Annotated in this window: 21 protein-coding genes; 15 read left to right on the forward strand and 6 right to left on the reverse strand. The window is 57.6% G+C overall.

The genetic code is table 11. The features are described 5' to 3' along the window. Position 1 precedes the first annotated feature (1 nt). Genes recF through dnaA form a run of 3 tightly spaced genes read right to left on the reverse strand, consistent with a single transcriptional unit; the run spans position 2 to position 3,773 of the window. Positions 2 to 1,105, reverse strand: coding sequence for a DNA replication/repair protein RecF (recF, locus tag BFQ00_RS11910; protein WP_057725758.1), 1,104 nt, complete (start codon positions 1,103 to 1,105; stop codon positions 2 to 4). A gap of 20 nt (positions 1,106 to 1,125) precedes the next feature. Then, a complete protein-coding gene (gene dnaN, locus BFQ00_RS11915) occupies positions 1,126 to 2,229 on the reverse strand; it encodes a DNA polymerase III subunit beta (RefSeq protein ID WP_065886702.1) in 1,104 nt (367 codons plus the stop codon). 38 nt (positions 2,230 to 2,267) lie between these two features. Beyond that, a complete protein-coding gene (gene dnaA / locus BFQ00_RS11920; RefSeq protein WP_065886701.1) occupies positions 2,268 to 3,773 on the reverse strand; it encodes a chromosomal replication initiator protein DnaA in 1,506 nt (501 codons plus the stop codon). A gap of 585 nt (positions 3,774 to 4,358) precedes the next feature. Between dnaA and rpmH the strand changes: the two genes are divergently transcribed. From rpmH to mnmE, 5 genes are all read left to right on the forward strand, one after another. After that, positions 4,359 to 4,493, forward strand: coding sequence for a 50S ribosomal protein L34 (gene rpmH / locus BFQ00_RS28070; RefSeq protein WP_003213577.1), 135 nt, complete (start codon positions 4,359 to 4,361; stop codon positions 4,491 to 4,493). Between the two features lie 13 nt (positions 4,494 to 4,506). Then, positions 4,507 to 4,914 (forward strand): ribonuclease P protein component, encoded by a 408-nt coding sequence (gene rnpA / locus BFQ00_RS28075; RefSeq protein WP_020302575.1) that lies wholly within the window; start codon positions 4,507 to 4,509, stop codon positions 4,912 to 4,914. After that, the gene (yidD, locus tag BFQ00_RS28080) at positions 4,907 to 5,152 is read left to right on the forward strand and encodes a membrane protein insertion efficiency factor YidD (protein ID WP_003233592.1); all 246 of its coding nucleotides are present in this window, start codon (positions 4,907 to 4,909) and stop codon (positions 5,150 to 5,152) included. Before rnpA ends, yidD begins: the two co-directional genes overlap by 8 nt. A gap of 2 nt (positions 5,153 to 5,154) precedes the next feature. Next, the gene (yidC, locus tag BFQ00_RS11930; protein ID WP_065933639.1) at positions 5,155 to 6,837 is read left to right on the forward strand and encodes a membrane protein insertase YidC; all 1,683 of its coding nucleotides are present in this window, start codon (positions 5,155 to 5,157) and stop codon (positions 6,835 to 6,837) included. A gap of 79 nt (positions 6,838 to 6,916) precedes the next feature. Next, positions 6,917 to 8,287: a tRNA uridine-5-carboxymethylaminomethyl(34) synthesis GTPase MnmE gene (mnmE, locus tag BFQ00_RS11935; protein ID WP_065886699.1), complete on the forward strand. Its 1,371-nt coding sequence runs from the start codon at positions 6,917 to 6,919 to the stop codon at positions 8,285 to 8,287. Between the two features lie 8 nt (positions 8,288 to 8,295). Here mnmE and BFQ00_RS11940 read toward each other — a convergent pair whose 3' ends face one another. The 3 genes from BFQ00_RS11940 to BFQ00_RS11950 form a co-directional block, all read right to left on the reverse strand. Next, a complete protein-coding gene (locus tag BFQ00_RS11940) occupies positions 8,296 to 10,728 on the reverse strand; it encodes a TonB-dependent siderophore receptor (RefSeq protein WP_065933640.1) in 2,433 nt (810 codons plus the stop codon). An 89-nt stretch (positions 10,729 to 10,817) separates the two neighbouring features. After that, positions 10,818 to 11,762, reverse strand: coding sequence for a FecR domain-containing protein (locus tag BFQ00_RS11945; protein WP_065933641.1), 945 nt, complete (start codon positions 11,760 to 11,762; stop codon positions 10,818 to 10,820). After that, positions 11,762 to 12,268, reverse strand: a complete 507-nt coding sequence (locus tag BFQ00_RS11950) for a sigma-70 family RNA polymerase sigma factor (protein ID WP_065933642.1) — start codon at positions 12,266 to 12,268, stop codon at positions 11,762 to 11,764. The genes BFQ00_RS11945 and BFQ00_RS11950 overlap by 1 nt, the downstream gene beginning before the upstream one ends. A 540-nt stretch (positions 12,269 to 12,808) precedes the next feature. On the opposite strand from BFQ00_RS11950, the gene mnmG reads away from it, so the two are divergent. From mnmG to atpA, 10 genes are all read left to right on the forward strand, one after another. Beyond that, entirely contained in the window at positions 12,809 to 14,701 is a 1,893-nt protein-coding gene (gene mnmG / locus BFQ00_RS11955) for a tRNA uridine-5-carboxymethylaminomethyl(34) synthesis enzyme MnmG (protein ID WP_065933710.1), read from the forward strand. Next, positions 14,698 to 15,342, forward strand: a complete 645-nt coding sequence (rsmG, locus tag BFQ00_RS11960; protein WP_065933643.1) for a 16S rRNA (guanine(527)-N(7))-methyltransferase RsmG — start codon at positions 14,698 to 14,700, stop codon at positions 15,340 to 15,342. The genes mnmG and rsmG overlap by 4 nt, the downstream gene beginning before the upstream one ends. 18 nt (positions 15,343 to 15,360) lie before the next feature. Further along, on the forward strand, positions 15,361 to 16,158 hold the full coding sequence (locus BFQ00_RS11965) for a ParA family protein (RefSeq protein ID WP_057725767.1): 798 nt from the start codon (positions 15,361 to 15,363) through the stop codon (positions 16,156 to 16,158). Positions 16,159 to 16,167: 9 nt separating this feature from the next. Beyond that, positions 16,168 to 17,040: a ParB/RepB/Spo0J family partition protein gene (locus BFQ00_RS11970; protein WP_065933644.1), complete on the forward strand. Its 873-nt coding sequence runs from the start codon at positions 16,168 to 16,170 to the stop codon at positions 17,038 to 17,040. Positions 17,041 to 17,200: 160 nt separating this feature from the next. Next, positions 17,201 to 17,608 (forward strand): F0F1 ATP synthase subunit I, encoded by a 408-nt coding sequence (locus BFQ00_RS11975; RefSeq protein WP_065886693.1) that lies wholly within the window; start codon positions 17,201 to 17,203, stop codon positions 17,606 to 17,608. Between the two features lie 16 nt (positions 17,609 to 17,624). Next, positions 17,625 to 18,494, forward strand: coding sequence for a F0F1 ATP synthase subunit A (gene atpB, locus BFQ00_RS11980; protein ID WP_057725770.1), 870 nt, complete (start codon positions 17,625 to 17,627; stop codon positions 18,492 to 18,494). A gap of 133 nt (positions 18,495 to 18,627) precedes the next feature. Then, on the forward strand, positions 18,628 to 18,885 hold the full coding sequence (gene atpE / locus BFQ00_RS11985) for a F0F1 ATP synthase subunit C (RefSeq protein WP_002555987.1): 258 nt from the start codon (positions 18,628 to 18,630) through the stop codon (positions 18,883 to 18,885). 56 nt (positions 18,886 to 18,941) lie between these two features. Further along, a complete protein-coding gene (locus BFQ00_RS11990) occupies positions 18,942 to 19,412 on the forward strand; it encodes a F0F1 ATP synthase subunit B (protein ID WP_003195835.1) in 471 nt (156 codons plus the stop codon). Positions 19,413 to 19,424: 12 nt separating this feature from the next. Next, a complete protein-coding gene (locus tag BFQ00_RS11995; protein WP_003195833.1) occupies positions 19,425 to 19,961 on the forward strand; it encodes a F0F1 ATP synthase subunit delta in 537 nt (178 codons plus the stop codon). Between the two features lie 21 nt (positions 19,962 to 19,982). After that, positions 19,983 to 21,527, forward strand: a complete 1,545-nt coding sequence (gene atpA / locus BFQ00_RS12000; protein WP_003177064.1) for a F0F1 ATP synthase subunit alpha — start codon at positions 19,983 to 19,985, stop codon at positions 21,525 to 21,527. The last annotated feature ends 48 nt before the right edge of the window (positions 21,528 to 21,575 follow it).

A 21,575-nucleotide genomic window follows, 5' to 3' on the forward strand; every position in this document is an offset into this window, starting at 1 on the left:
TTCACTCCCGATGGTCGTGGGTCTGGGTGATACGGCCTTGTTCCACGTGGAACAAAGCGACTGGCGTTTCCGTCTGCCAGCCTTCCCTCAATAATTCGTGGTCTACACAGGTGATAAACACTTGGCAGCGTAAGTCTTCCAATAAGCGGCATAACGCGCGGCGGTGTTGCTCGTCGAGTTCGGACGGCAAGTCATCCACCAGATAAATACACTGACCGCGTCGGGCCTGGCTGACCAGGTGCCCCTGCGCGATACGCAATGCACACACCACCAACTTCTGCTGGCCGCGGGACAGAATATCCGCAGCATTGTGAGCGCCTAATCTAAGACGCAAATCAGCACGTTGGGGTCCGGCCTGGGTGTGGCCAATCTGCTGGTCACGCTGCAGGGAGGTCGCAAGCACTGCACTCAGCTCGCGCTCCTTGTCCCAACCACGGTAATAACTCAGCGTCAGCCCCTCGAGGTCCAACAGCTCGCTCAAGGTCTGCTCAAAGACTGGTTTCAAGGCTTTGATATAGGCACGGCGGTATTCATCTATTTCGTCGCTGGCCAGGCACAGCTCCCGGTCCCAGGCCGCTTGTGAAGCGGCGTCAAGTGTACCATGCCGCAGCCATGAGTTCCGCTGCCGCAGGGCCTTCTGCAAGCGCTGCCACGTGGCCATGAAACGGGGTTCCACGTGGAACACTCCCCAATCGAGGAATTGTCGGCGGATTTTTGGTGCACCTTCCAACAGACGGAAGCTGTCGGGGTTGATCAACTGCAACGGCAGGATTTCCGCCAACTGCGCTGCGCTGCGTGCATTTTGCCCATCGATGCGAATCTGAAACTCCCCGCTGCGATCACGGGATATCCCCAATGCGCTGTGCCCACCTTCAGCCAATTCAACTTGGCCAAATACCGTGCACGCCAACTGCTCGTATTGGATCACCGGCAACAAGCGAGCGCTGCGAAAGGAACGGGCGAGCCCCAGCAGGTGGATGGCTTCCAGCACGCTGGTTTTGCCACTGCCATTGGCGCCATGAAGAATGTTGATGCGAGGGGAAGGGGAGAAGGTCACCGGGTGCAGATTGCGCACCGCGGTGACCGAGACACGACTGAGGGACATCTAGCTTCTGCTGAGCATGATTACAGACGCATCGGCATAACAACATAAGCCGAGTCGTCGTTATCGGATTCTTGTACCAGTGCGCTGCTATTGGAGTCCGACAGAATCAGGCGAACCTGTTCGGTGGTCATCACCCCCAGAACATCCAGCAGATAGCTCACGTTAAAGCCGATCTCCAGGTTGCCGCCGTTGTAGTCGACGCCGACTTCTTCTTCCGCCTCTTCCTGCTCCGGGTTGTTCGCCTGGATCTTCAGCTGACCATTGGCCAGTTGCAGACGAATACCCCGATACTTCTCGTTAGAGAGAATGGCGGTACGGCTGAACGCTTCACGCAAGGCCTGGCGATCGCCAAGTACCAACTTATCGCCACCTTTAGGCAACACGCGCTCGTAGTCGGGGAACTTGCCGTCGACCAGCTTGGAGGTGAAGGTGAATTCGCCAGTGGTCGCGCGGATGTGGTGCTGACCCAGAACGATGCTGACGTTGCCGTCCGGCTCAGTCAGCAAACGCGCCAACTCGAGGATACCTTTACGCGGCACGATGACCTGGTGCCGATCCGGCTGGCCGATATCGGCGCGCATCGAACACATCGCCAGGCGGTGACCGTCAGTGGCGACCGCGCGGATGATCCCTTCGGACACTTCCAGCAGCATGCCATTAAGGTAGTAGCGCACGTCCTGCTGGGCCATGGCGAAGCTGGTGCGCTCGATCAAGCGACGCAGCTTGCTCTGCTCCAGGCTGCAGGTCAACGAACCTGGGCCTTCTTCCACCGTCGGGAAATCGTTGGCCGGCAAGGTGGACAGGGTGAAACGGCTGCGCCCGGCTTTGACCACCAGTTTCGATTCATCAACCTTGATGTCGATCAGCGCGTCGTTCGGCAGGCTCTTGCAGATATCCATCAGCTTGCGTGCCGGCACGGTGATCTCGCCAGGTTCAGCGGGCTCTTCGAGCTGCACGCGGCCAACCAGTTCGACTTCAAGGTCAGTACCGGTCAGGGACAACTGCTGGCCTTCGACCACCAGTAATACGTTGGAAAGCACCGGCAAGGTCTGTCGGCGCTCGACGACGCCTGCGACCAGTTGCAGGGGTTTCAACAGGGCTTCGCGTTGAATGGTGAAATGCATGGTCTAGTCCCTTGCCTTAATAAGCTGCGCTGGTGTCATCAGGTAGTCAGTGTACGCAGCAGGTTCTTGTAGTCCTCGCGAATATCCGCGTCGGATTCCTTAAGTTCGTTGATCTTGCGACACGCGTGCAAAACCGTGGTGTGGTCGCGACCACCAAACACATCACCGATTTCCGGCAGGCTGTGGTTGGTCAACTCTTTGGAGAGGGCCATGGCCACCTGGCGCGGGCGTGCGACCGAGCGCGAACGGCGCTTGGACAGCAGGTCGGAAATCTTGATCTTGTAGTACTCGGCAACGGTGCGCTGGATGTTATCCACACTCACCAGTTTGTCCTGCAGCGCCAGCAAGTCTTTCAGGGATTCGCGAATCAGCTCGATGGTGATGTCGCGCCCCATGAAGTGGGAGTGCGCGATGACCCGCTTGAGCGCTCCTTCAAGTTCACGCACGTTTGACCGAATACGTTGGGCAATAAAGAACGCGGCGTCGTGGGGCAGGTCGACTTTGGCCTGGTCGGCCTTTTTCATCAGGATCGCGACGCGGGTTTCCAGCTCGGGCGGCTCGACGGCAACCGTCAAACCCCAGCCGAAGCGCGACTTCAGGCGCTCCTCGAGGCCTTCGATTTCCTTCGGATAACGGTCACTGGTGAGAATGACCTGCTGTCCGCCTTCGAGCAGGGCGTTGAACGTGTGGAAAAACTCTTCCTGGGAACGTTCCTTGCGCGCGAAGAACTGAATGTCATCGATCAGCAACGCATCAACGGAGCGGTAGAAACGCTTGAACTCGTTGATGGCGTTGAGTTGCAGGGCCTTGACCATGTCAGCCACGAAGCGCTCCGAATGCAGGTAGACCACCTTGGCATTCGGGTTCTTCTTTAACAGATGGTTACCCACAGCGTGCATCAAGTGCGTTTTACCCAAGCCGACGCCGCCATAAAGGAAGAGCGGGTTGTAACCGTGCTTGGGGTTGTCGGCCACTTGCCAGGCGGCCGCACGGGCCAACTGGTTGGACTTGCCCTCGACGAAATTCTCGAAGGTAAACGTGCGGTTCAGGTAGCTGGTGTGCTTGAGCGCGCCCTCGACCTGCACGGTGCGCTGCTCGGCACGAACGGGAGCTTGTTGAGAGCTGGCTCCGGCCATGGGATCGAAGCTGTCACGGGACGGCTCTTCATTCTGCGGTGCATTTTTAGGCGCAGATGATTTGGCGGGCGTCGGTGCCGGCGCTGCAGCAACCGGTGCAGCCTGGGACTGCGATGCAGCCGCAGCCAATGGCGCATTCGGGGCGGCGCGAGGGGCGGAGCTGCGTTTGCTGCCTATTAATAAGGAAAGCACGGGGGCGATGCCGTTGCCATGCTCGTCGAGCAATTCGAGAACGCGGCTCAGGTACTTCTCGTTGACCCAGTCGAGAACAAAACGATTGGGCGCGTAGACACGCAACTCGTCGCCTTCGGCTTCGACCTGTAGCGGACGGATCCAGGTGTTGAATTGCTGGGCAGGCAGCTCATCGCGCAAAAGCTCCACGCACTGCTGCCAAAGTTCCACTGACACGGATATCCCCTAAGTTGAAAGCCGGTGAGGCAAAAACAGCCGCCATTGTAGCGGCCAGCCGTCCACTTATCCACATGAAGGTTGCTCACAGGGCACCCAAAATCAACGCCTTAACGGGAATAAAGGCGACCGCCGGTCTGTGAATAAGCTCTGTGGATAACCGTACCTGAGCTCGTTGCACAAGTAGGGGCAAAAGTCTGTGGGTAACTGGCCTGTGGATAACAACCCATTCCACCCACAGCTTATCCGACAGCGCAGCACAGGCAGAGCACCGTTTCTCCCCTGTGTTGTCATCCTCTGTACACCACGTTGAATATGGCCTGAAGGTAGTTATCCACAGAAGAACGCCTCTCTAGCTTTTATAAGCTTTACAGAAAAGCTTTAAATAACTTCCTTCTTTATTTTTATATCTATGCCACTCCCCGTGGAAGCCAGGCGGATGGAAAGGGGGAGGTGGCCTCCAGATATCTAATTGAAGGAAAAGCTGGTTGGAAATTGACCTAGAGGCTTGCTTTCTCTAGAATCGCCGGTCTCTTAAAACGGGGGCCATTCCGGCCCGTTGTGGACGAACCAGGTAACAACGCCATGAAACGTACTTTCCAACCAAGCACCATCAAACGCGCCCGTACTCACGGCTTCCGTGCTCGCATGGCTACCAAGAACGGCCGTGCTGTCCTGTCGCGTCGCCGCGCCAAAGGTCGTGCGCGTCTGGCAGTTTGATAATCCGGTACTGGTGGTGAGTCAGGACTTCAGTCGGGAAAAGCGTCTGCTAACCCCCCGGCACTTCAAGGCAGTCTTTGACTCCCCCACCGGCAAGGTTCCGGGGAAAAATCTCCTGCTCCTTGCGCGTAACAACGATCTTGATCACCCCCGTCTCGGGTTGGTGATCGGCAAGAAGAGCGTAAAGCTCTCCGTTGAGCGCAATCGCCTCAAGCGTCTGATGCGCGAATCGTTTCGCCTCCACCAGGACACTCTGGTTGGGTGGGATATTGTTATCGTCGCGCGCAAAGGCTTGGGGGATGTAGAAAACCCCGAATTGATTCAGCATTTCGGCAAGCTCTGGAAACGTCTGGCGCGTACCCACAAACCAGCACCAGCAGTCAGCACCGAAACTGTAGGGGTAGACAGCCTTGATGCGTAAACTGGCAATCGTTCCGATCCAGTTTTATCGCTATGCCATTAGTCCTCTGATGGCCAGCCACTGTCGTTTCTACCCCAGTTGTTCCTGCTACGCGTTAGAAGCCATAGAAAACCATGGTCTTCTGCGCGGTGGCTGGCTGACCTTTCGTCGTTTAGGTCGCTGTCATCCGTGGAATGCCGGTGGTTATGACCCGGTTCCACCTATCCCTACCTCCCGTTCTTCTTCGATGGCCGAGTAATCATGGATATTAAACGCACGATCCTGATCGTCGCCCTGGCAATCGTGTCCTACGTCATGGTCCTGAAATGGAACCAGGACTACGGCCAGGCTGCCCTGCCGACTCAGAATGTTGCTACCAATCAGGCTGCGCCGGCTATTCCGGACACCCCGCTGGGTAACAATGCGTCCGCGAGTGCCGATGTTCCCAGCGCGAATGGCGAGACAAGTGCCCCGTTGGAAACGCCAGTGGTCACCAACAAAGACCTCATCCACGTTAAAACGGATGTGCTCGACCTGGCGATCGACCCGCAGGGTGGCGATATTGCCCAGCTGAAGCTGCCGCTTTATCCACGTCGCCAAGACCATCCGGATGTTCCGTTCCAGCTGTTCGATAACGGCGGTGAACGTACCTACCTGGCGCAAAGTGGCCTGACCGGCACCAATGGTCCGGACGCTCGTGCTACCGGTCGTCCGATTTATTCGACCGAGCAGAAGAGTTACCAACTGGCTGATGGCCAGAACCAGTTGAACGTCGACCTGAAATTCAGCCTCGACGGCGTCAATTACATCAAGCGTTTCAGCTTCACCCGTGGTTTGTACGATTTGAAGGTCACTTACCTGATCGACAACACCAGCGACAAGGCCTGGAGCGGCAACCTGTTTGCCCAGCTCAAGCGTGACGCCAGCTCCGACCCTTCTTCCAGCACCGCCACCGGCACCGCGACTTACCTGGGCGCCGCCCTGTGGACAAGTAACGAGCCATACAAAAAAGTGTCGATGAAAGATATCGACAAGGGCGCGCTGAAAGAAACCGTTCAAGGTGGCTGGGTAGCGTGGCTGCAGCACTACTTCGTAACCGCGTGGATCCCGAACAAGGCTGAAGCGAACCTGGTGCAAACCCGCAAGGACAGCCAGGGCAACTACATCATTGGTTTTACTGGCCCGGCATTGACCGTCGCACCAGGCGCCAAGGCTGAAACCAGCGCCACCCTGTATGCCGGCCCGAAAAGTCAGGCGGTACTGAAAGAGTTGTCCCCAGGCCTGGAACTGACTGTGGATTACGGCTTCCTGTGGTTCATTGCCCAGCCGATCTTCTGGCTGCTGCAACATATCCACAGCATTGTCGGTAACTGGGGCTGGTCGATCATCTTCCTGACCATGCTGATCAAGGGGATCTTCTTCCCGCTGTCGGCCGCCAGCTACAAGTCGATGGCACGCATGCGTGCCGTGGCGCCGAAACTGGCTGCGCTGAAAGAGCAACATGGTGACGACCGGCAGAAAATGTCGCAGGCCATGATGGAGCTGTACAAGAAAGAGAAGATCAACCCGCTGGGTGGATGCTTGCCGATTCTGGTACAGATGCCGGTATTCCTGTCGCTGTACTGGGTACTCCTGGAAAGCGTGGAAATGCGCCAGGCACCGTTCATGCTGTGGATAACCGACCTGTCGATCAAGGACCCGTTCTTTATCCTGCCGATCATCATGGGCGCAACCATGTTTATCCAGCAGCGTCTGAACCCGACTCCGCCGGACCCGATGCAGGCCAAGGTAATGAAAATGATGCCAATCATCTTCACCTTCTTCTTCCTGTGGTTCCCAGCGGGCCTGGTACTGTACTGGGTAGTCAACAACGTGTTGTCGATCTCCCAACAGTGGTACATCACACGTAAAATCGAAGCGGCTACCAAAAAAGCCGAGGCGTAATTTACTCTGTGGATAACCACTCAAGACGCCCCCTAGTGGGGCGTTTTGCATTCCGACACTTTAATTCTGGAACCTGCTGATGAGCGCTCCCCGTGAAACCATCGCTGCTGTCGCAACCGCTCAAGGTCGCGGCGGCGTCGGTATCGTTCGAATTTCCGGGCCGCTCGCCAGCGCGGCCGCCAAGGCGATCAGCGGACGGGAGTTGAAGCCGCGGTTCGCCCATTACGGTCCGTTTCTGGATGGCGACGCAAGTGTGCTGGACGAAGGCCTGGCGCTCTACTTCCCGGGGCCAAACTCCTTCACGGGTGAAGATGTACTGGAGCTGCAGGGCCATGGTGGTCCGGTTGTCCTGGACATGTTGCTGCAACGCTGCCTGCAATTGGGCTGCCGCCTGGCCCGTCCGGGTGAGTTCAGCGAGCGCGCATTCCTCAACGACAAACTCGACCTGGCCCAGGCCGAGGCCATCGCCGACCTGATCGAGGCCAGTTCTGCACAGGCTGCGCGCAACGCATTGCGTTCGTTGCAGGGAGCGTTTTCCCTGCGTGTGCATAACTTGACCGAGCAGTTGATCAGCCTGCGTATCTATGTCGAGGCGGCCATTGATTTTCCTGAAGAGGAAATTGATTTCCTCGCCGATGGCCACGTCCTGGCAATGCTGGATAAGGTCCGCGATGAGTTATCCACAGTGCTGCGCGAAGCCGGGCAGGGTGCATTGCTGCGTGACGGCATGACCGTGGTGATTGCGGGGCGACCCAATGCCGGCAAGTCCAGCCTGCTGAATGCGTTGGCGGGGCGCGAAGCAGCCATCGTTACCGAAATTGCCGGTACCACTCGCGACATCCTGCGCGAACATATCCACATCGATGGCATGCCGTTGCACGTGGTCGATACGGCAGGGTTGCGCGATACCGACGACCAGGTGGAGAAGATTGGCGTAGAACGTGCGCTCAAAGCCATTGGCGAAGCCGATCGTGTCTTGTTGGTGGTGGACGCCACCGCCCCCGAGGCGGTGGATCCTTTTGCGTTGTGGCCGGAATTCCTCGAGCAACGGCCAGACCCGGCCAAAGTGACCCTGATCCGGAACAAGGCCGACCTGACGGGTGAAACCATCGCGATGCAAACCAGCGAGGATGGCCATGTGACTATCAGCCTGAGTGCCAAATCCGCGGGTGAGGGCCTTGAGTTGCTACGTGACCATCTCAAGGCCTGCATGGGCTACGAGCAGACCTCGGAAAGCAGCTTCAGTGCACGCCGCAGGCATCTGGAGGCGCTTCGCCATGCCAGTGCGGCATTGGAGCACGGTCGAGCACAGCTGACCCTGGCGGGCGCCGGAGAGCTGCTGGCTGAGGATTTGCGTCAGGCGCAGCAGCTGCTAGGTGAGATTACCGGCGCATTCAGCTCCGATGACTTGCTCGGCCGAATTTTTTCCAGTTTCTGTATCGGCAAATAACCAGGTCTTTACCAGTTGTAGGACACCGTACCCAACAGGGTGCGGCTGTCACCCCAATAGCAGCGCCCCGCATCGTTGCAACCGGATACATACTCCTTGTCGAACAGGTTCTTGGCGTTCAGGTCCACTGACCAGTGCGGGTCGATCTGATACCCCACCACGGCATCCACCAACGTGACACTGCCTGCATCCAACTTCCCGTAGAGCGTCGGCGCCGTGTAGGAAAAAGTGCTGTCGAAATAACGCACACCTCCCCCCACGGACAGGCCCTTGAGCTGACCCTCCAGGAAACGGTATTTGCTCCATACCGAAGCCTGATTGCGAGGAACGCCGGTCATCTGGCGCCCTTCGACCAGGGAGGTGGCGGAATCCTTGGTAATCCGCGCGTCAGTGTAGGTATAAGCCGCCGTTACGTTCAGGTTGGGCGTAAGGTTGCTGTTGATTTCAACTTCGGCGCCCTTGGCGCGGCTCTCACCCACCTGACGATAGCTGTTGGTGGTGGCATCCAGGTAGGTGTCGTCCTGTTTGCGCAAGTCGTACACCGACAGGGTCATCGCCGTGTCCCAGCCGATCGGCTCGTACTTCACACCCGCTTCATATTGGCTGCTGGTGATGGGTTTCAACGGGGCGCCGGCATTGGAAATCTGCTGGACCGGAACGAATGCCGTGGAATAGCTGACATACGGCGTGAGGCCGTTGTCGAACTGGTACATCACGCCACCTTGGTAGGTGAACTTGCGGTCTTGACTGCCGGTGTTGCTGGCCTTGTTGACCTTGTCGCGGAAATCGCTGTCGACCCAGTCCTGCCGCCCCCCGAGCAGGAACAGCCAGTGGTCATACTTGCTCTGGATCTGAGCGTATGCGCCTTTCATCTGTTGCTCGAGCAAGGTGTTTTGCACCGCGATCGGCGTGAGCGGTTCGCGCAGGTACACCGGGTTATACACATTGATGGTACCGGCGAAACCGGCGTCCCAATCCTGGTTGAACGAGGTGCGGTCGTAACTGGCGCCAAACAACACAGTGTTTTCCAGTGCGCCGATATCGAATTTGCCCTCAAGCTGGTTATCCAGGGAATAAACCATGGATTTGTTGTAGCGATCGTAGGCGGTCATGTTCAGCTGAGTACCGAAGCCCCGATTATTCAGTGCGCTCGGCCAGGTTTCATGGCGGTTGATGCGTGACTGCATGTATCGGGAATTCTGACGGAACTGCCAGTCGTCGTTGAAGCTGTGGCTGAACTCGTAACCGGTGCTCCAGGCTTCGCGCTCAAAGGTATTCCAATCCGGGTCGCCGAGCATGGTGTGCTTGGACAGTTTACCGTTGGGATTAGTAAGCAAAGTGCCTGCAGCCGGCAGGCCGAGTTCCAGGTTGGTGTGGTCCTTCTGGTAGTTGGCCAGGAGGGTCAGGGTGTTGTAGTCGTCGAAATTCAGGGTCAGGGAAGGGGCGATGTAAACACGATCATCCGGTACATGGTCGGTCTGCGTGTCGGATTTGCGGCCCAGCATTACCAGGCGGCCGAGAACATTGTCGCTGTCATTGAGCGGACCGGAGATATCCACACCCAGTTGGCGTCGGTTGTTTGAGCCATACCCCAATTGCACCTCGCCGCGCGGGTTGGCGGTCGGATGTTTGCTCACCAGGTTGACCAAGCCGCCCGGTGCGTTCTCACCGTAGAGCAGCGAAGAAGGACCGCGAAACACTTCGACCCGCTCCAGGCCATACGGCTCGCTGGTGGTGTCGTACCGATTACCTTGCACACGTAGTCCGTCTCTCAACAGGCCGTAACCGTAGTCCGTGGCGTTGAAGCCTCGAATGAAAAAGAGATCGCCCGCCAGCCCATCGCCCGCGGCAAAAGGCGGCGCGAAGATACCGGGTACGTACCCCAGCACTTCGGTCAATGTCTGCGATTTCTGATCCTTGATACGTTGCCCGGTCACCACCGATACCGAACGGGGTGTCTGCGACAGAGGCGTACTGGTTTTGGTGCCGACCCGGCTGTTCTGCGCCTTGTAGCCCACATCCCCTGCTATGTCCTGATTGAAGCCATCCGGTTGATAAGCACTGACGGTGGTGGGTGCGAGCGTGAGCTGGCCCGTAGGGACTGTGTGCAATCCATAGCTGCCGGGGGCCTGGGCGACGGCTTGCAACCCGGAATTCTGCAGCAACAGGGCAAAACCTTGATCCACCGAATAATCACCATTGAGTCCGGAAGTGGTCAGCCGTGAAGTCTGTTGTGGCGAGAAGGACAGGATCACATTGGCCCGGGCGGCAAACTGGCTTAACGCACTGTCCAGGGGACCGGCTGCGATGACGTAGTGCTGGGTGGTGCTGGCGGCCATGACCCCTGTGGATAACAACGTACCGCCGGTGCTGGCAAGCAGCAGGCCGTAGGTGATGGCATGGCAGGAAAGTCGCTGACGGAGCGGGATGGAAAGGCGCATGGATGGGTAAGCCCTGAAGGTAGCGTCGTGATTACCTGAAGGGCCGTGCGTGATAAAAAAAAGATAACCCCCCTGAGGATTATTTTTTATCAACCGATACGGTTAACCGACACCCAGTAGCGCGTGAAGTACTTCACCTGGATCGGCAAGGTCGCTTGCAGGTTGGCCAGTACCGCGTCGGTCGAGTCCAGACGGAACGCGCCGGAAACGCGCAGTCGAGCCGAAGCCGGGTCACAGTGCAGCACGCCCGGCCGGTAGCGCGCCAACTCATCGATGACATCGCCGAGTCTGGCATCGAGCACGATCAATTGACCGTCCGCCCAGGCGGCTTGTGCCACGCCATATCGCTGGGGGAGGCTAATCGTGTGTCGATCAAAATCAGCGCTTTCCCCAGCTCCGAGGGTCTGGTTGTGGTCGGGTTGATCGCCTGGGGACAAATTGACCCGATCTTCCAGCACACCGACCCGGGTGAAATCCGGCAATTGGCGAACAGTAAACCGAGTACCCAGTGCCTGAACCCGACCGTGGCGAGTCTCCACATACAAGGGCGTGTTGGCGCCACGTTTGCCACTGTGGATAAGTACTTCACCGTCACGCAGGCGAATCAAGCGTTGGCGCGAGTCGAACATCACATCAATGGCTGTGCTGGTGTTGAGATCAACCTGAGTGCCGTCGGCCAGTTCGATCCTTCGATGTTTACCCACAGGCGTGTGGTAGTCGGCCCATACGTTACCCACGGACGTGTGTTGTTGAACATTCCAGCCCAAATACCCGCTGCCGCCCAGTACCAGCATCCACTTGAGCACCTGCCGGCGTTGTTGCGTGCTGCTCAATGCGCGGCGTGTGAAGTCCTGGGGCAGGGCGCCGAGGCTGCGCTGCAACTGCTCCAACTGGTTCCACGCCGCCTGATGGGAAGGATCGCCATTAATCCATTGTTGCCAGGCCAGCCGATCAGCCGGCGTCGGCGATTGCGCCTGGAACTGCACATACCAACTGGCGGCCGCCTCGAATGTCTTGCGATCAGGGGCGGGCATCAGAGGCTGGCCATGATCAGTGAACACTCGGTCAAGGCACGGACCATGTGCTTCTTCACAGTGGTCAATGACACCCGCAGTTGATCGGCGATTTGTTGATAAGTCCGGCCCTCGATCTGCGACAGCATGAAAATCCGTCGAGCACGTTCGCCCAACCCAGATAGCGCTTTATCCACAGCTACCAGGGTTTCGATAATGATTGCCTTGTCTTCTTCACTGATGGCGGTGGCTTCAGGACGCTCGGCCAGGGTTTGCTTATAAGCCTGCTCAATGGCGTGCCGGCGATAGCGATCAATCACCAGGCCCCTTGCAATGGTTGCCAGGTAATCCCGTGGCTCAAGGATCTGCACGGCGTCGCGTCCACCCAGGATACGCACGAACGTATCGTGGGCCACGTCGGCTGCATCGCAGGCGTTATGCAATTTGCCCTTGAGCCACCCGTGTAACCACGAATGATGTTGCTCATAGATGCGCTGCACAGCTGCCGTGTGTGAAGGAGGGGACATAGGCGCGACGAGGTAGGTTAATGATAATCGCTATTATTAACTGCCCTCGTGTGTTCCCACAATAGCCGTCTTGACCGCGATCCGCGCTGAATCCCTAGGTTGGTCGACATTGAATCAGCCGTTTCTGTGGATTAAGCCCTGTGAATAACCGCCCTTGTGCCCGGTTGATAACCACGCTTGAAACCTGAGTAAAAACCCGTCTGTGGATAACAACCTGTTTAATCCACAGGCTTAAAGCACTTATCCAAGCCCCTCATTGGCACATGACCACAGACTTTTGAATCCCTGTACACGACGTAGATAAAGGCCTGTAGAAATCTATCCACAGAAAGTATGCTCAGTAGAAATAAACATAAAAACAAAGATTTAATAAATTTCTCTCTTTTAATTTCTATTGTCCGTGATCCATCCACAGCTGGTTAAATTTTGTGCAAAGGGTTCTTTAGGCAGGGCGAAGTCCCTATACTTGCCGCCATAAGCTGCAAAACTCTTTCAACCAACAATTCCTGATTACCTACATAAGCAGGCACGAGGTGCGTGGTGGATTTCCCTTCCCGTTTTGAAGTGATCGTCATCGGCGGCGGTCATGCCGGTACCGAGGCAGCACTGGCGTCAGCACGCATGGGCGTAAAAACCCTGTTGCTGACGCACAACGTGGAAACCCTCGGCGCCATGAGTTGCAACCCTGCCATTGGTGGCATCGGCAAAAGCCATCTGGTCAAGGAAATCGATGCCCTTGGCGGCGTAATGGCCATGGCCACCGACAAAGGTGGTATTCAATTTCGCGTGCTCAACAGCCGCAAAGGCCCGGCCGTACGTGCCACTCGTGCACAAGCCGACCGTATTCTGTACAAGGCCGCCGTACGTGAAACCCTGGAAAACCAGCCGAACCTGTGGATATTTCAACAGGCCGCAGACGACCTGATCGTCGAGCAGGACCAGGTACGCGGGGTTGTCACGCAAATGGGCCTGCGCTTCTTCGCAGAATCCGTGGTGTTGACCACCGGGACCTTCCTTGGCGGACTTATCCACATCGGCATGCAGAACTATTCCGGTGGTCGCGCCGGTGATCCGCCGTCGATTGCCCTGGCACACCGTCTGCGTGAATTGCCGCTGCGCGTGGGCCGCTTGAAAACCGGGACTCCGCCGCGTATCGACGGACGTTCTGTGGATTTTTCGGTGATGACCGAGCAGGCCGGCGATACGCCGATCCCGGTCATGTCCTTCATGGGTTCCAAGGAGCAGCATCCCAAACAGGTCAGCTGCTGGATTACCCATACCAATGCGCGTACCCACGAAATCATTGCCGCGAACCTCGACCGTTCGCCGATGTATTCCGGGGTGATCGAAGGCATCGGCCCGCGTTACTGCCCGTCGATTGAAGACAAGATCCATCGCTTTGCCGACAAGGAAAGCCACCAGGTGTTTATCGAGCCCGAAGGCTTGACGACTCACGAGCTGTACCCGAACGGGATTTCCACTTCCCTGCCGTTCGACGTGCAAATCCAGATCGTGCAATCGATTCGCGGCATGGAAAATGCCCACATCGTTCGCCCTGGCTACGCCATCGAGTACGACTATTTCGATCCGCGTGACCTGAAATACAGCCTGGAAACCAAGGTGATTGGCGGCTTGTTCTTCGCCGGGCAAATCAATGGCACCACCGGTTACGAAGAAGCCGGCGCCCAGGGTTTGCTGGCCGGTACCAACGCTGCATTGCGTGCTCAGGGCAAAGACAGCTGGTGCCCGCGTCGCGATGAAGCGTACATCGGCGTGTTGGTCGACGACCTGATTACCCTGGGCACCCAGGAACCGTACCGGATGTTCACGTCCAGGGCCGAATATCGCCTGATCCTGCGCGAAGACAACGCCGATCTGCGCTTGACCGAAAAAGGTCGCGAGCTGGGTTTGGTCGATGACGCACGCTGGGCGGCCTTCTGCAAAAAACGCGAGAGCATCAGCCTCGAAGAGCAGCGCCTGAAGAGCACCTGGGTTCGCCCGGGCACTGAACAGGGCGATGCGATCGCCGAAAAATTCGGCACGCCGCTGACGCACGAATACAACTTGCTCAACCTGCTATCGCGTCCGGAGATCGATTACGCTGGCCTGGTCGAAGTGACCGGCGGCGGCGCAGAAGATCCACAGGTCGCCGAACAGGTGGAAATCAAGACCAAATACGCCGGTTACATTGATCGCCAGCAGGACGAAATCGCCCGCCTGCGCGCCAGTGAAGACACCAAGCTGCCTGTGGATATCGACTACACCGGGATTTCCGGGCTGTCGAAGGAAATTCAAGGCAAGCTGGGGATAACTCGGCCGGAAACCCTCGGTCAGGCTTCACGTATCCCCGGCGTCACCCCGGCAGCGATTTCGCTGTTGATGATTCATTTGAAGAAACGCGGCGCGGGCCGTCAGTTGGAGCAAAGCGCTTGAGTTCGTTGGTCACCTCGCAACACGCCGAAGAGTTATCCACAGGTGCGCGCCAGTTGGGCGTCGACCTGACCGAAGCCCAGCACGCCCTGCTGATGGGCTACCTGGCCCTGTTGATCAAATGGAACAAGGCTTACAACCTGACCGCAGTGCGTGATCCGGACGAAATGGTCTCACGCCATCTGCTCGACAGCTTGAGCGTGATGCCGTTTATCGAAAACGGTCGCTGGCTGGACGTCGGCAGCGGCGGCGGCATGCCTGGCATTCCACTGGCCATCCTGTTTCCCGAGTCGCAAGTGACCTGCCTGGACAGCAACGGCAAGAAGACCCGCTTCCTGACCCAGGTCAAACTCGAACTCAAGCTGGACAACCTGCACGTTATCCACAGCCGCGTCGAAGCCTTTACGCCTGAACAGCCCTTCAACGGAATTGTTTCCCGTGCGTTCAGCAGCATGGAGAACTTCAGCAACTGGACTCGCCACCTCGGCGACCACGACACCCGCTGGCTGGCAATGAAGGGCGTCCATCCAAGCGACGAGCTGTTAGCATTGCCGGCGGACTTCCACCTCGATAGCGAACACGCCTTGGCCGTACCCGGTTGCCAAGGCCAACGCCATCTGCTGATACTGCGCCGCACGGCATGATTGGGAACACAAGCAAGAATGGCTAAGGTATTCGCGATAGCGAACCAGAAAGGTGGCGTGGGTAAGACCACCACCTGCATCAACCTCGCAGCATCCCTGGTCGCGACCAAGCGCCGGGTGCTGTTGATCGATCTCGATCCACAGGGCAACGCCACCATGGGTAGCGGTGTGGATAAACACGGCCTGGAAAACTCGGTCTACGACTTGCTGATTGGCGAGTGCGACCTGGGCCAGGCCATGCACTACTCCGAGCACGGCGGTTATCAACTGCTGCCGGCCAACCGCGACCTCACTGCGGCGGAAGTGGTGCTGCTGGAAATGCAGATGAAGGAAAGCCGTCTGCGCAGCGCCCTGGCGCCCATCCGCGAGAATTACGACTACATCCTGATCGACTGCCCGCCGTCGCTGTCGATGCTCACGCTCAACGCCCTGGTGGCCGCCGACGGGGTGATTATCCCCATGCAGTGCGAATACTTTGCGCTTGAAGGCTTGAGCGACCTTGTGGATAACATCAAGCGTATCGCCGAATTGCTTAACCCGAACCTGAAAGTCGAAGGCCTGCTGCGGACCATGTATGACCCGCGCCTGAGCCTGATGAACGATGTGTCGGCGCAGCTCAAGGAACATTTCGGCGACCAGCTCTACGACACGGTGATTCCACGTAACATCCGCCTGGCCGAAGCGCCAAGCTATGGCATGCCGGCGCTGGCCTACGACAAATCATCCCGTGGCGCCATTGCATACCTGGCGTTGGCCGGTGAGATGGTGCGTCGCCAACGTCGCAATTCACGCACCGCTGCAGCTCAGCCAACTTAAGGAATTCCCATGGCCGTCAAAAAACGAGGTCTCGGACGTGGACTGGATGCACTCCTGAGTGGTCCGACCGTCACTTCGCTGGAAGAGCAAGCGGTGCAGGCCGACGAGCGTGAGCTGCAGCACCTGCCGCTGGACCTGATCCAGCGCGGTAAATACCAGCCGCGCCGGGACATGGACCCGCAGGCACTGGAAGAGCTGGCCAACTCGATCAAGGCCCAGGGCGTGATGCAACCGATCGTGGTGCGCCCCATTGGCGGCGGCCGCTTTGAAATCATCGCCGGCGAACGCCGCTGGCGCGCCAGCCAGCAGGCGGGCAAGGACACCATCCCGGCGATGGTGCGCGACGTACCGGATGAAACCGCCATCGCCATGGCGCTGATCGAAAACATCCAGCGCGAAGACCTCAACCCGATCGAAGAAGCGATCGCGTTGCAACGGTTGCAGCAGGAATTCCAGCTGACCCAGCAACAAGTGGCCGAGGCGGTGGGCAAATCCCGCGTGACCGTGTCCAACTTGCTGCGCCTGATCGCGTTGCCGGAAGTCATCAAGACCATGTTGTCCCACGGCGATCTGGAAATGGGTCACGCCCGTGCTTTGCTCGGTTTGCCGGAAAATCAACAGGTTGAAGGGGCGCGACACGTTGTCGCACGCGGGCTTACCGTTCGTCAGACCGAAGCCCTGGTTCGCCAATGGTTGAGCGGCAAACCTGCACCGGTCGAAACCGTCAAAGCTGATCCGGACATCGCGCGCCTTGAGCAGCGCCTGGCCGAACGCCTAGGCTCTGCGGTACAAATTCGCCACGGCAAGAAAGGCAAAGGGCAATTGGTCATCGGATATAACTCCCTCGACGAGCTTCAAGGCGTCCTTGCCCACATCCGTTGAAACATTCGCTGAAACATTTACTCATGTAGCGTGTGATCGGAAATCACTACCCGGCAGTTGAATAGGGGCAGAACCGCCCCTATACTCTGCGCGCATTTTGTCGGCACAAAGTATGCCAAGTTATTGATTTCCGGCAGCCGACCATTGAGGAGCAAGCGTGATGGAAACCCGCACGCCAAACACGTTGCCGTTCCATCGCTTGGCTGTTTTTCCGGTTTTATTGGCGCAACTTGTCGTTTTACTGATCGCTGCATTGGCGCTTTGGTACTGGCATGGAGTCGTAGCCGGATATTCAGGACTCTGCGGAGGCCTGATAGCCTTGCTGCCCAATATGTATTTTGCTCACAGGGCCTTTCGGTTTTCCGGCGCCCGAGCAGCCCAGGCCATCGTCCGGTCTTTTTATGCCGGCGAGGCGGGGAAACTGATTTTGACGGCAGTGCTGTTCGCACTGACCTTTGCAGGTGTGAAGCCATTGGCGCCGCTGGCTGTATTCGGCGTCTTCGTGTTGACCCAATTGGTCAGCTGGTTCGCTCCCCTGCTAATGAAAACAAGACTTTCGAAACCTTAGGGCGTTTGAGGCAACCATGGCAGAAACAACCGCTTCGGGCTATATCCAGCACCACTTGCAGAACCTGACCTTCGGTCAGCTTCCCAACGGCGGCTGGGGCTTTGCCCACACCGCAGCAGAAGCCAAGGAAATGGGTTTCTGGGCCTTCCACCTGGATACTCTGGGCTGGTCGGTCGCATTGGGTCTGATCTTCGTCCTGATTTTCCGCATGGCGGCAAAAAAGGCGACTTCCGGTCAGCCAGGTGCTTTGCAGAACTTCGTTGAAGTATTGGTCGAATTCGTCGATGGCAGCGTGAAAGACAGCTTCCATGGCCGCAGCCCGGTGATCGCACCGCTGGCACTGACCATCTTCGTTTGGGTGTTCCTGATGAACGCCGTCGACCTGATCCCGGTTGACTGGATTCCTCAGCTGGCCATCCTGATCTCCGGCGATGCGCACATCCCGTTCCGTGCCGTATCGACCACTGACCCGAACGCTACCCTGGGCATGGCCCTGTCGGTGTTCGCGTTGATCATTTTCTACAGCATCAAGGTCAAGGGCATCGGCGGCTTCATCGGCGAACTGACCCTGCACCCGTTCGGCAGCAAGAACATCTTCGTTCAAGCCCTGCTGATCCCGGTGAACTTCCTGCTGGAATTCGTGACCCTGGTTGCCAAGCCGATTTCCCTGGCCTTGCGACTGTTCGGCAACATGTATGCCGGCGAGCTGGTGTTCATTCTGATCGCTGTGATGTTCGGCAGCGGTCTGCTCTGGCTTAGCGGCCTGGGCATTGTTCTGCAGTGGGCGTGGGCTGTGTTCCACATCCTGATCATCACCCTGCAGGCCTTCATCTTCATGATGCTGACCATCGTCTACCTGTCGATGGCGCACGAAGAGAACCATTAAGACCAGTCTCGACTAGTCTGATGTCCTTCCCGGTCAAACGGGAAGGTGGCCCTCCAGGGCTATGAAACGATTTGTTTTACCGCTTTAAAATCTAAAAAACCTAAACCATACGACGTAAAAGTCGGGAGGAAAGATGGAAACTGTAGTTGGTCTAACCGCTATCGCTGTTGCACTGTTGATCGGCCTGGGCGCCCTGGGTACTGCCATTGGTTTCGGCCTGCTGGGCGGCAAATTCCTGGAAGGCGCAGCGCGTCAGCCGGAAATGGTTCCAATGCTGCAAGTTAAAATGTTCATCGTTGCCGGCCTGCTCGACGCCGTGACCATGATCGGCGTTGGTATCGCACTGTTCTTCACCTTCGCGAACCCCTTCGTTGGTCAACTCGCTGGCTGATCACTCGACTTTTCGAGTGATTGGGGTGATGGACAACGAATGAGCGAGGTGTTGGCGTGAACATTAATGCAACCCTGATTGGCCAATCCGTTGCGTTCTTCATTTTTGTAGTGTTTTGCATGAAGTTCGTGTGGCCTCCGGTCATCGCGGCTTTGCACGAACGTCAGAAGAAGATCGCGGACGGTTTGGACGCTGCCAGCCGTGCAGCTCGCGACCTGGAGTTGGCCCACGAGAAAGTGGGTCAGCAACTGCGCGAAGCTAAAGCACAGGCAGCCGAGATCATTGAGCAAGCCAAGAAGCGCGGTAACCAGATCGTCGAAGAGGCTGTTGAAAAAGCCCGCGTCGAAGCTGACCGTGTAAAGGCTTCGGCTCATGCCGAGATCGAACAGGAACTGAACGGCGTCAAAGACGCGCTGCGTGCCCAACTGGGTGCTCTGGCGGTCGGCGGTGCCGAGAAGATCCTCGGTGCCACAATCGATCAAAACGCGCACGCGGAGCTGGTTAACAAACTGGCTGCTGAAATTTAAGCGAGGGCGATCATGGCAGAACTGACCACGTTGGCCCGACCTTACGCTAAGGCAGCCTTCGAGCACGCCCAGGCCCACCAGCAGCTGGCCTCTTGGTCAGCCATGCTCGGCCTGGCTGCAGCAGTGTCGCAAGACGACACCATGCAGCGCGTGCTCAAGGCCCCGCGCCTGACGAGCGCAGACAAGGCCGCCACTTTTATTGAAGTGTGCGGCGACAAGTTTGATGTGAAAGTGCAGAACTTCATTCACGTCATTGCCGAAAACGACCGTCTCCCGCTCTTGCCGGAGATTGCCGCTCTGTTCGACCTGTACAAGGCCGAAGCAGAGAAATCGGTAGACGTTGAAGTGACCAGTGCTTTTGCATTGAACCAAGAACAGCAAGACAAACTCGCCAAGGTTCTCAGTGCACGACTCAATCGGGAAGTGCGCCTGCAAGCTTCGGAGGACGCATCCCTGATTGGTGGTGTCGTTATCCGTGCCGGCGACCTGGTTATCGATGGCTCGATTCGCGGCAAAATCGCGAAACTTGCCGAAGCATTGAAATCTTGAGTTTGAAGGGGCAGCAGAGCAATGCAGCAACTCAATCCTTCCGAAATAAGTGAAATTATCAAGGGCCGCATCGACAAGCTCGATGTGACCTCCCAAGCCCGTAACGAAGGCACTGTCGTCAGCGTATCTGACGGCATCGTGCGGATTCACGGTCTGGCCGACGTCATGTACGGCGAGATGATCGAGTTTCCGGGCGGCGTCTACGGTATGGCCCTCAACCTGGAGCAAGACTCCGTAGGTGCCGTTGTATTGGGCGCATACACCAGTCTGGCCGAAGGCATGAGCGCCAAGTGCACAGGCCGCATCCTGGAGGTTCCGGTTGGTAAGGAACTGCTGGGTCGCGTAGTCGACGCACTGGGTAACCCTGTTGACGGTAAAGGTCCACTGGGCAACACCGAGACCGACGCGGTCGAGAAAGTTGCTCCAGGCGTGATCTGGCGTAAGTCGGTAGACCAGCCTGTACAGACTGGCTACAAGGCTGTCGATGCCATGATCCCTGTCGGCCGTGGCCAGCGTGAGCTGATCATCGGTGACCGTCAGATCGGTAAAACCGCTCTGGCCATCGACGCGATCATCAACCAGAAGAACAGCGGCATTTTCTGCGTCTACGTAGCCATTGGTCAGAAGCAATCGACCATCGCCAACGTGGTTCGCAAGCTGGAAGAAAACGGCGCCCTGGCCAACACGATCATCGTGGCTGCCAGTGCTTCGGAATCTCCTGCGCTGCAATTCCTGGCACCGTACTCCGGTTGCACCATGGGTGAATTCTTCCGCGACCGCGGTGAAGACGCGCTGATCGTTTATGACGATCTGTCCAAGCAAGCAGTGGCTTACCGCCAGATTTCCCTGCTGCTGCGCCGTCCACCAGGCCGTGAAGCCTACCCAGGCGACGTGTTCTATCTCCACTCCCGTCTGCTGGAGCGCGCATCCCGCGTTTCGGAAGAGTACGTAGAGAAGTTCACCAACGGCGCAGTGACCGGCAAAACCGGTTCCCTGACCGCACTGCCGATCATCGAAACCCAGGCTGGCGACGTTTCCGCGTTCGTTCCGACCAACGTGATTTCCATCACCGACGGTCAGATCTTCCTGGAATCGGCCATGTTCAACTCAGGCATCCGTCCTGCTGTGAACGCCGGTGTTTCGGTATCCCGTGTGGGTGGTGCCGCTCAGACCAAGATCATCAAGAAGCTCTCCGGTGGTATCCGTACCGCTCTGGCTCAGTACCGTGAACTGGCGGCATTCGCCCAGTTCGCTTCTGACCTGGACGAAGCGACCCGTAAGCAACTTGAGCATGGTCAGCGCGTTACCGAGCTGATGAAGCAGAAGCAATACGCCCCGATGTCGATCGCTGACATGGCGTTGTCGCTGTATGCCGCTGAGCGTGGGTTCCTGACCGACGTTGAAATCGCCAAGGTCGGCAGCTTTGAACAAGCGCTGATTGCTTACTTCAACCGCGATCACGCCGAATTGATGGCGAAGATCAACGTGAAGGGTGACTTCAATGACGATATCGACGCTGGCATGAAAGCCGGTATCGAGAAGTTCAAGGCCACCCAAACCTGGTAAGCCGCAGCGGGAGCCGCAAGGCTCCCGCTTGCTAACCTGATAGGTGTT

Source organism: Pseudomonas sp. 28 E 9, from assembly GCF_900004785.1.
Classification (GTDB): Bacteria; Pseudomonadota; Gammaproteobacteria; order Pseudomonadales; family Pseudomonadaceae; genus Aquipseudomonas; species Aquipseudomonas orientalis_A.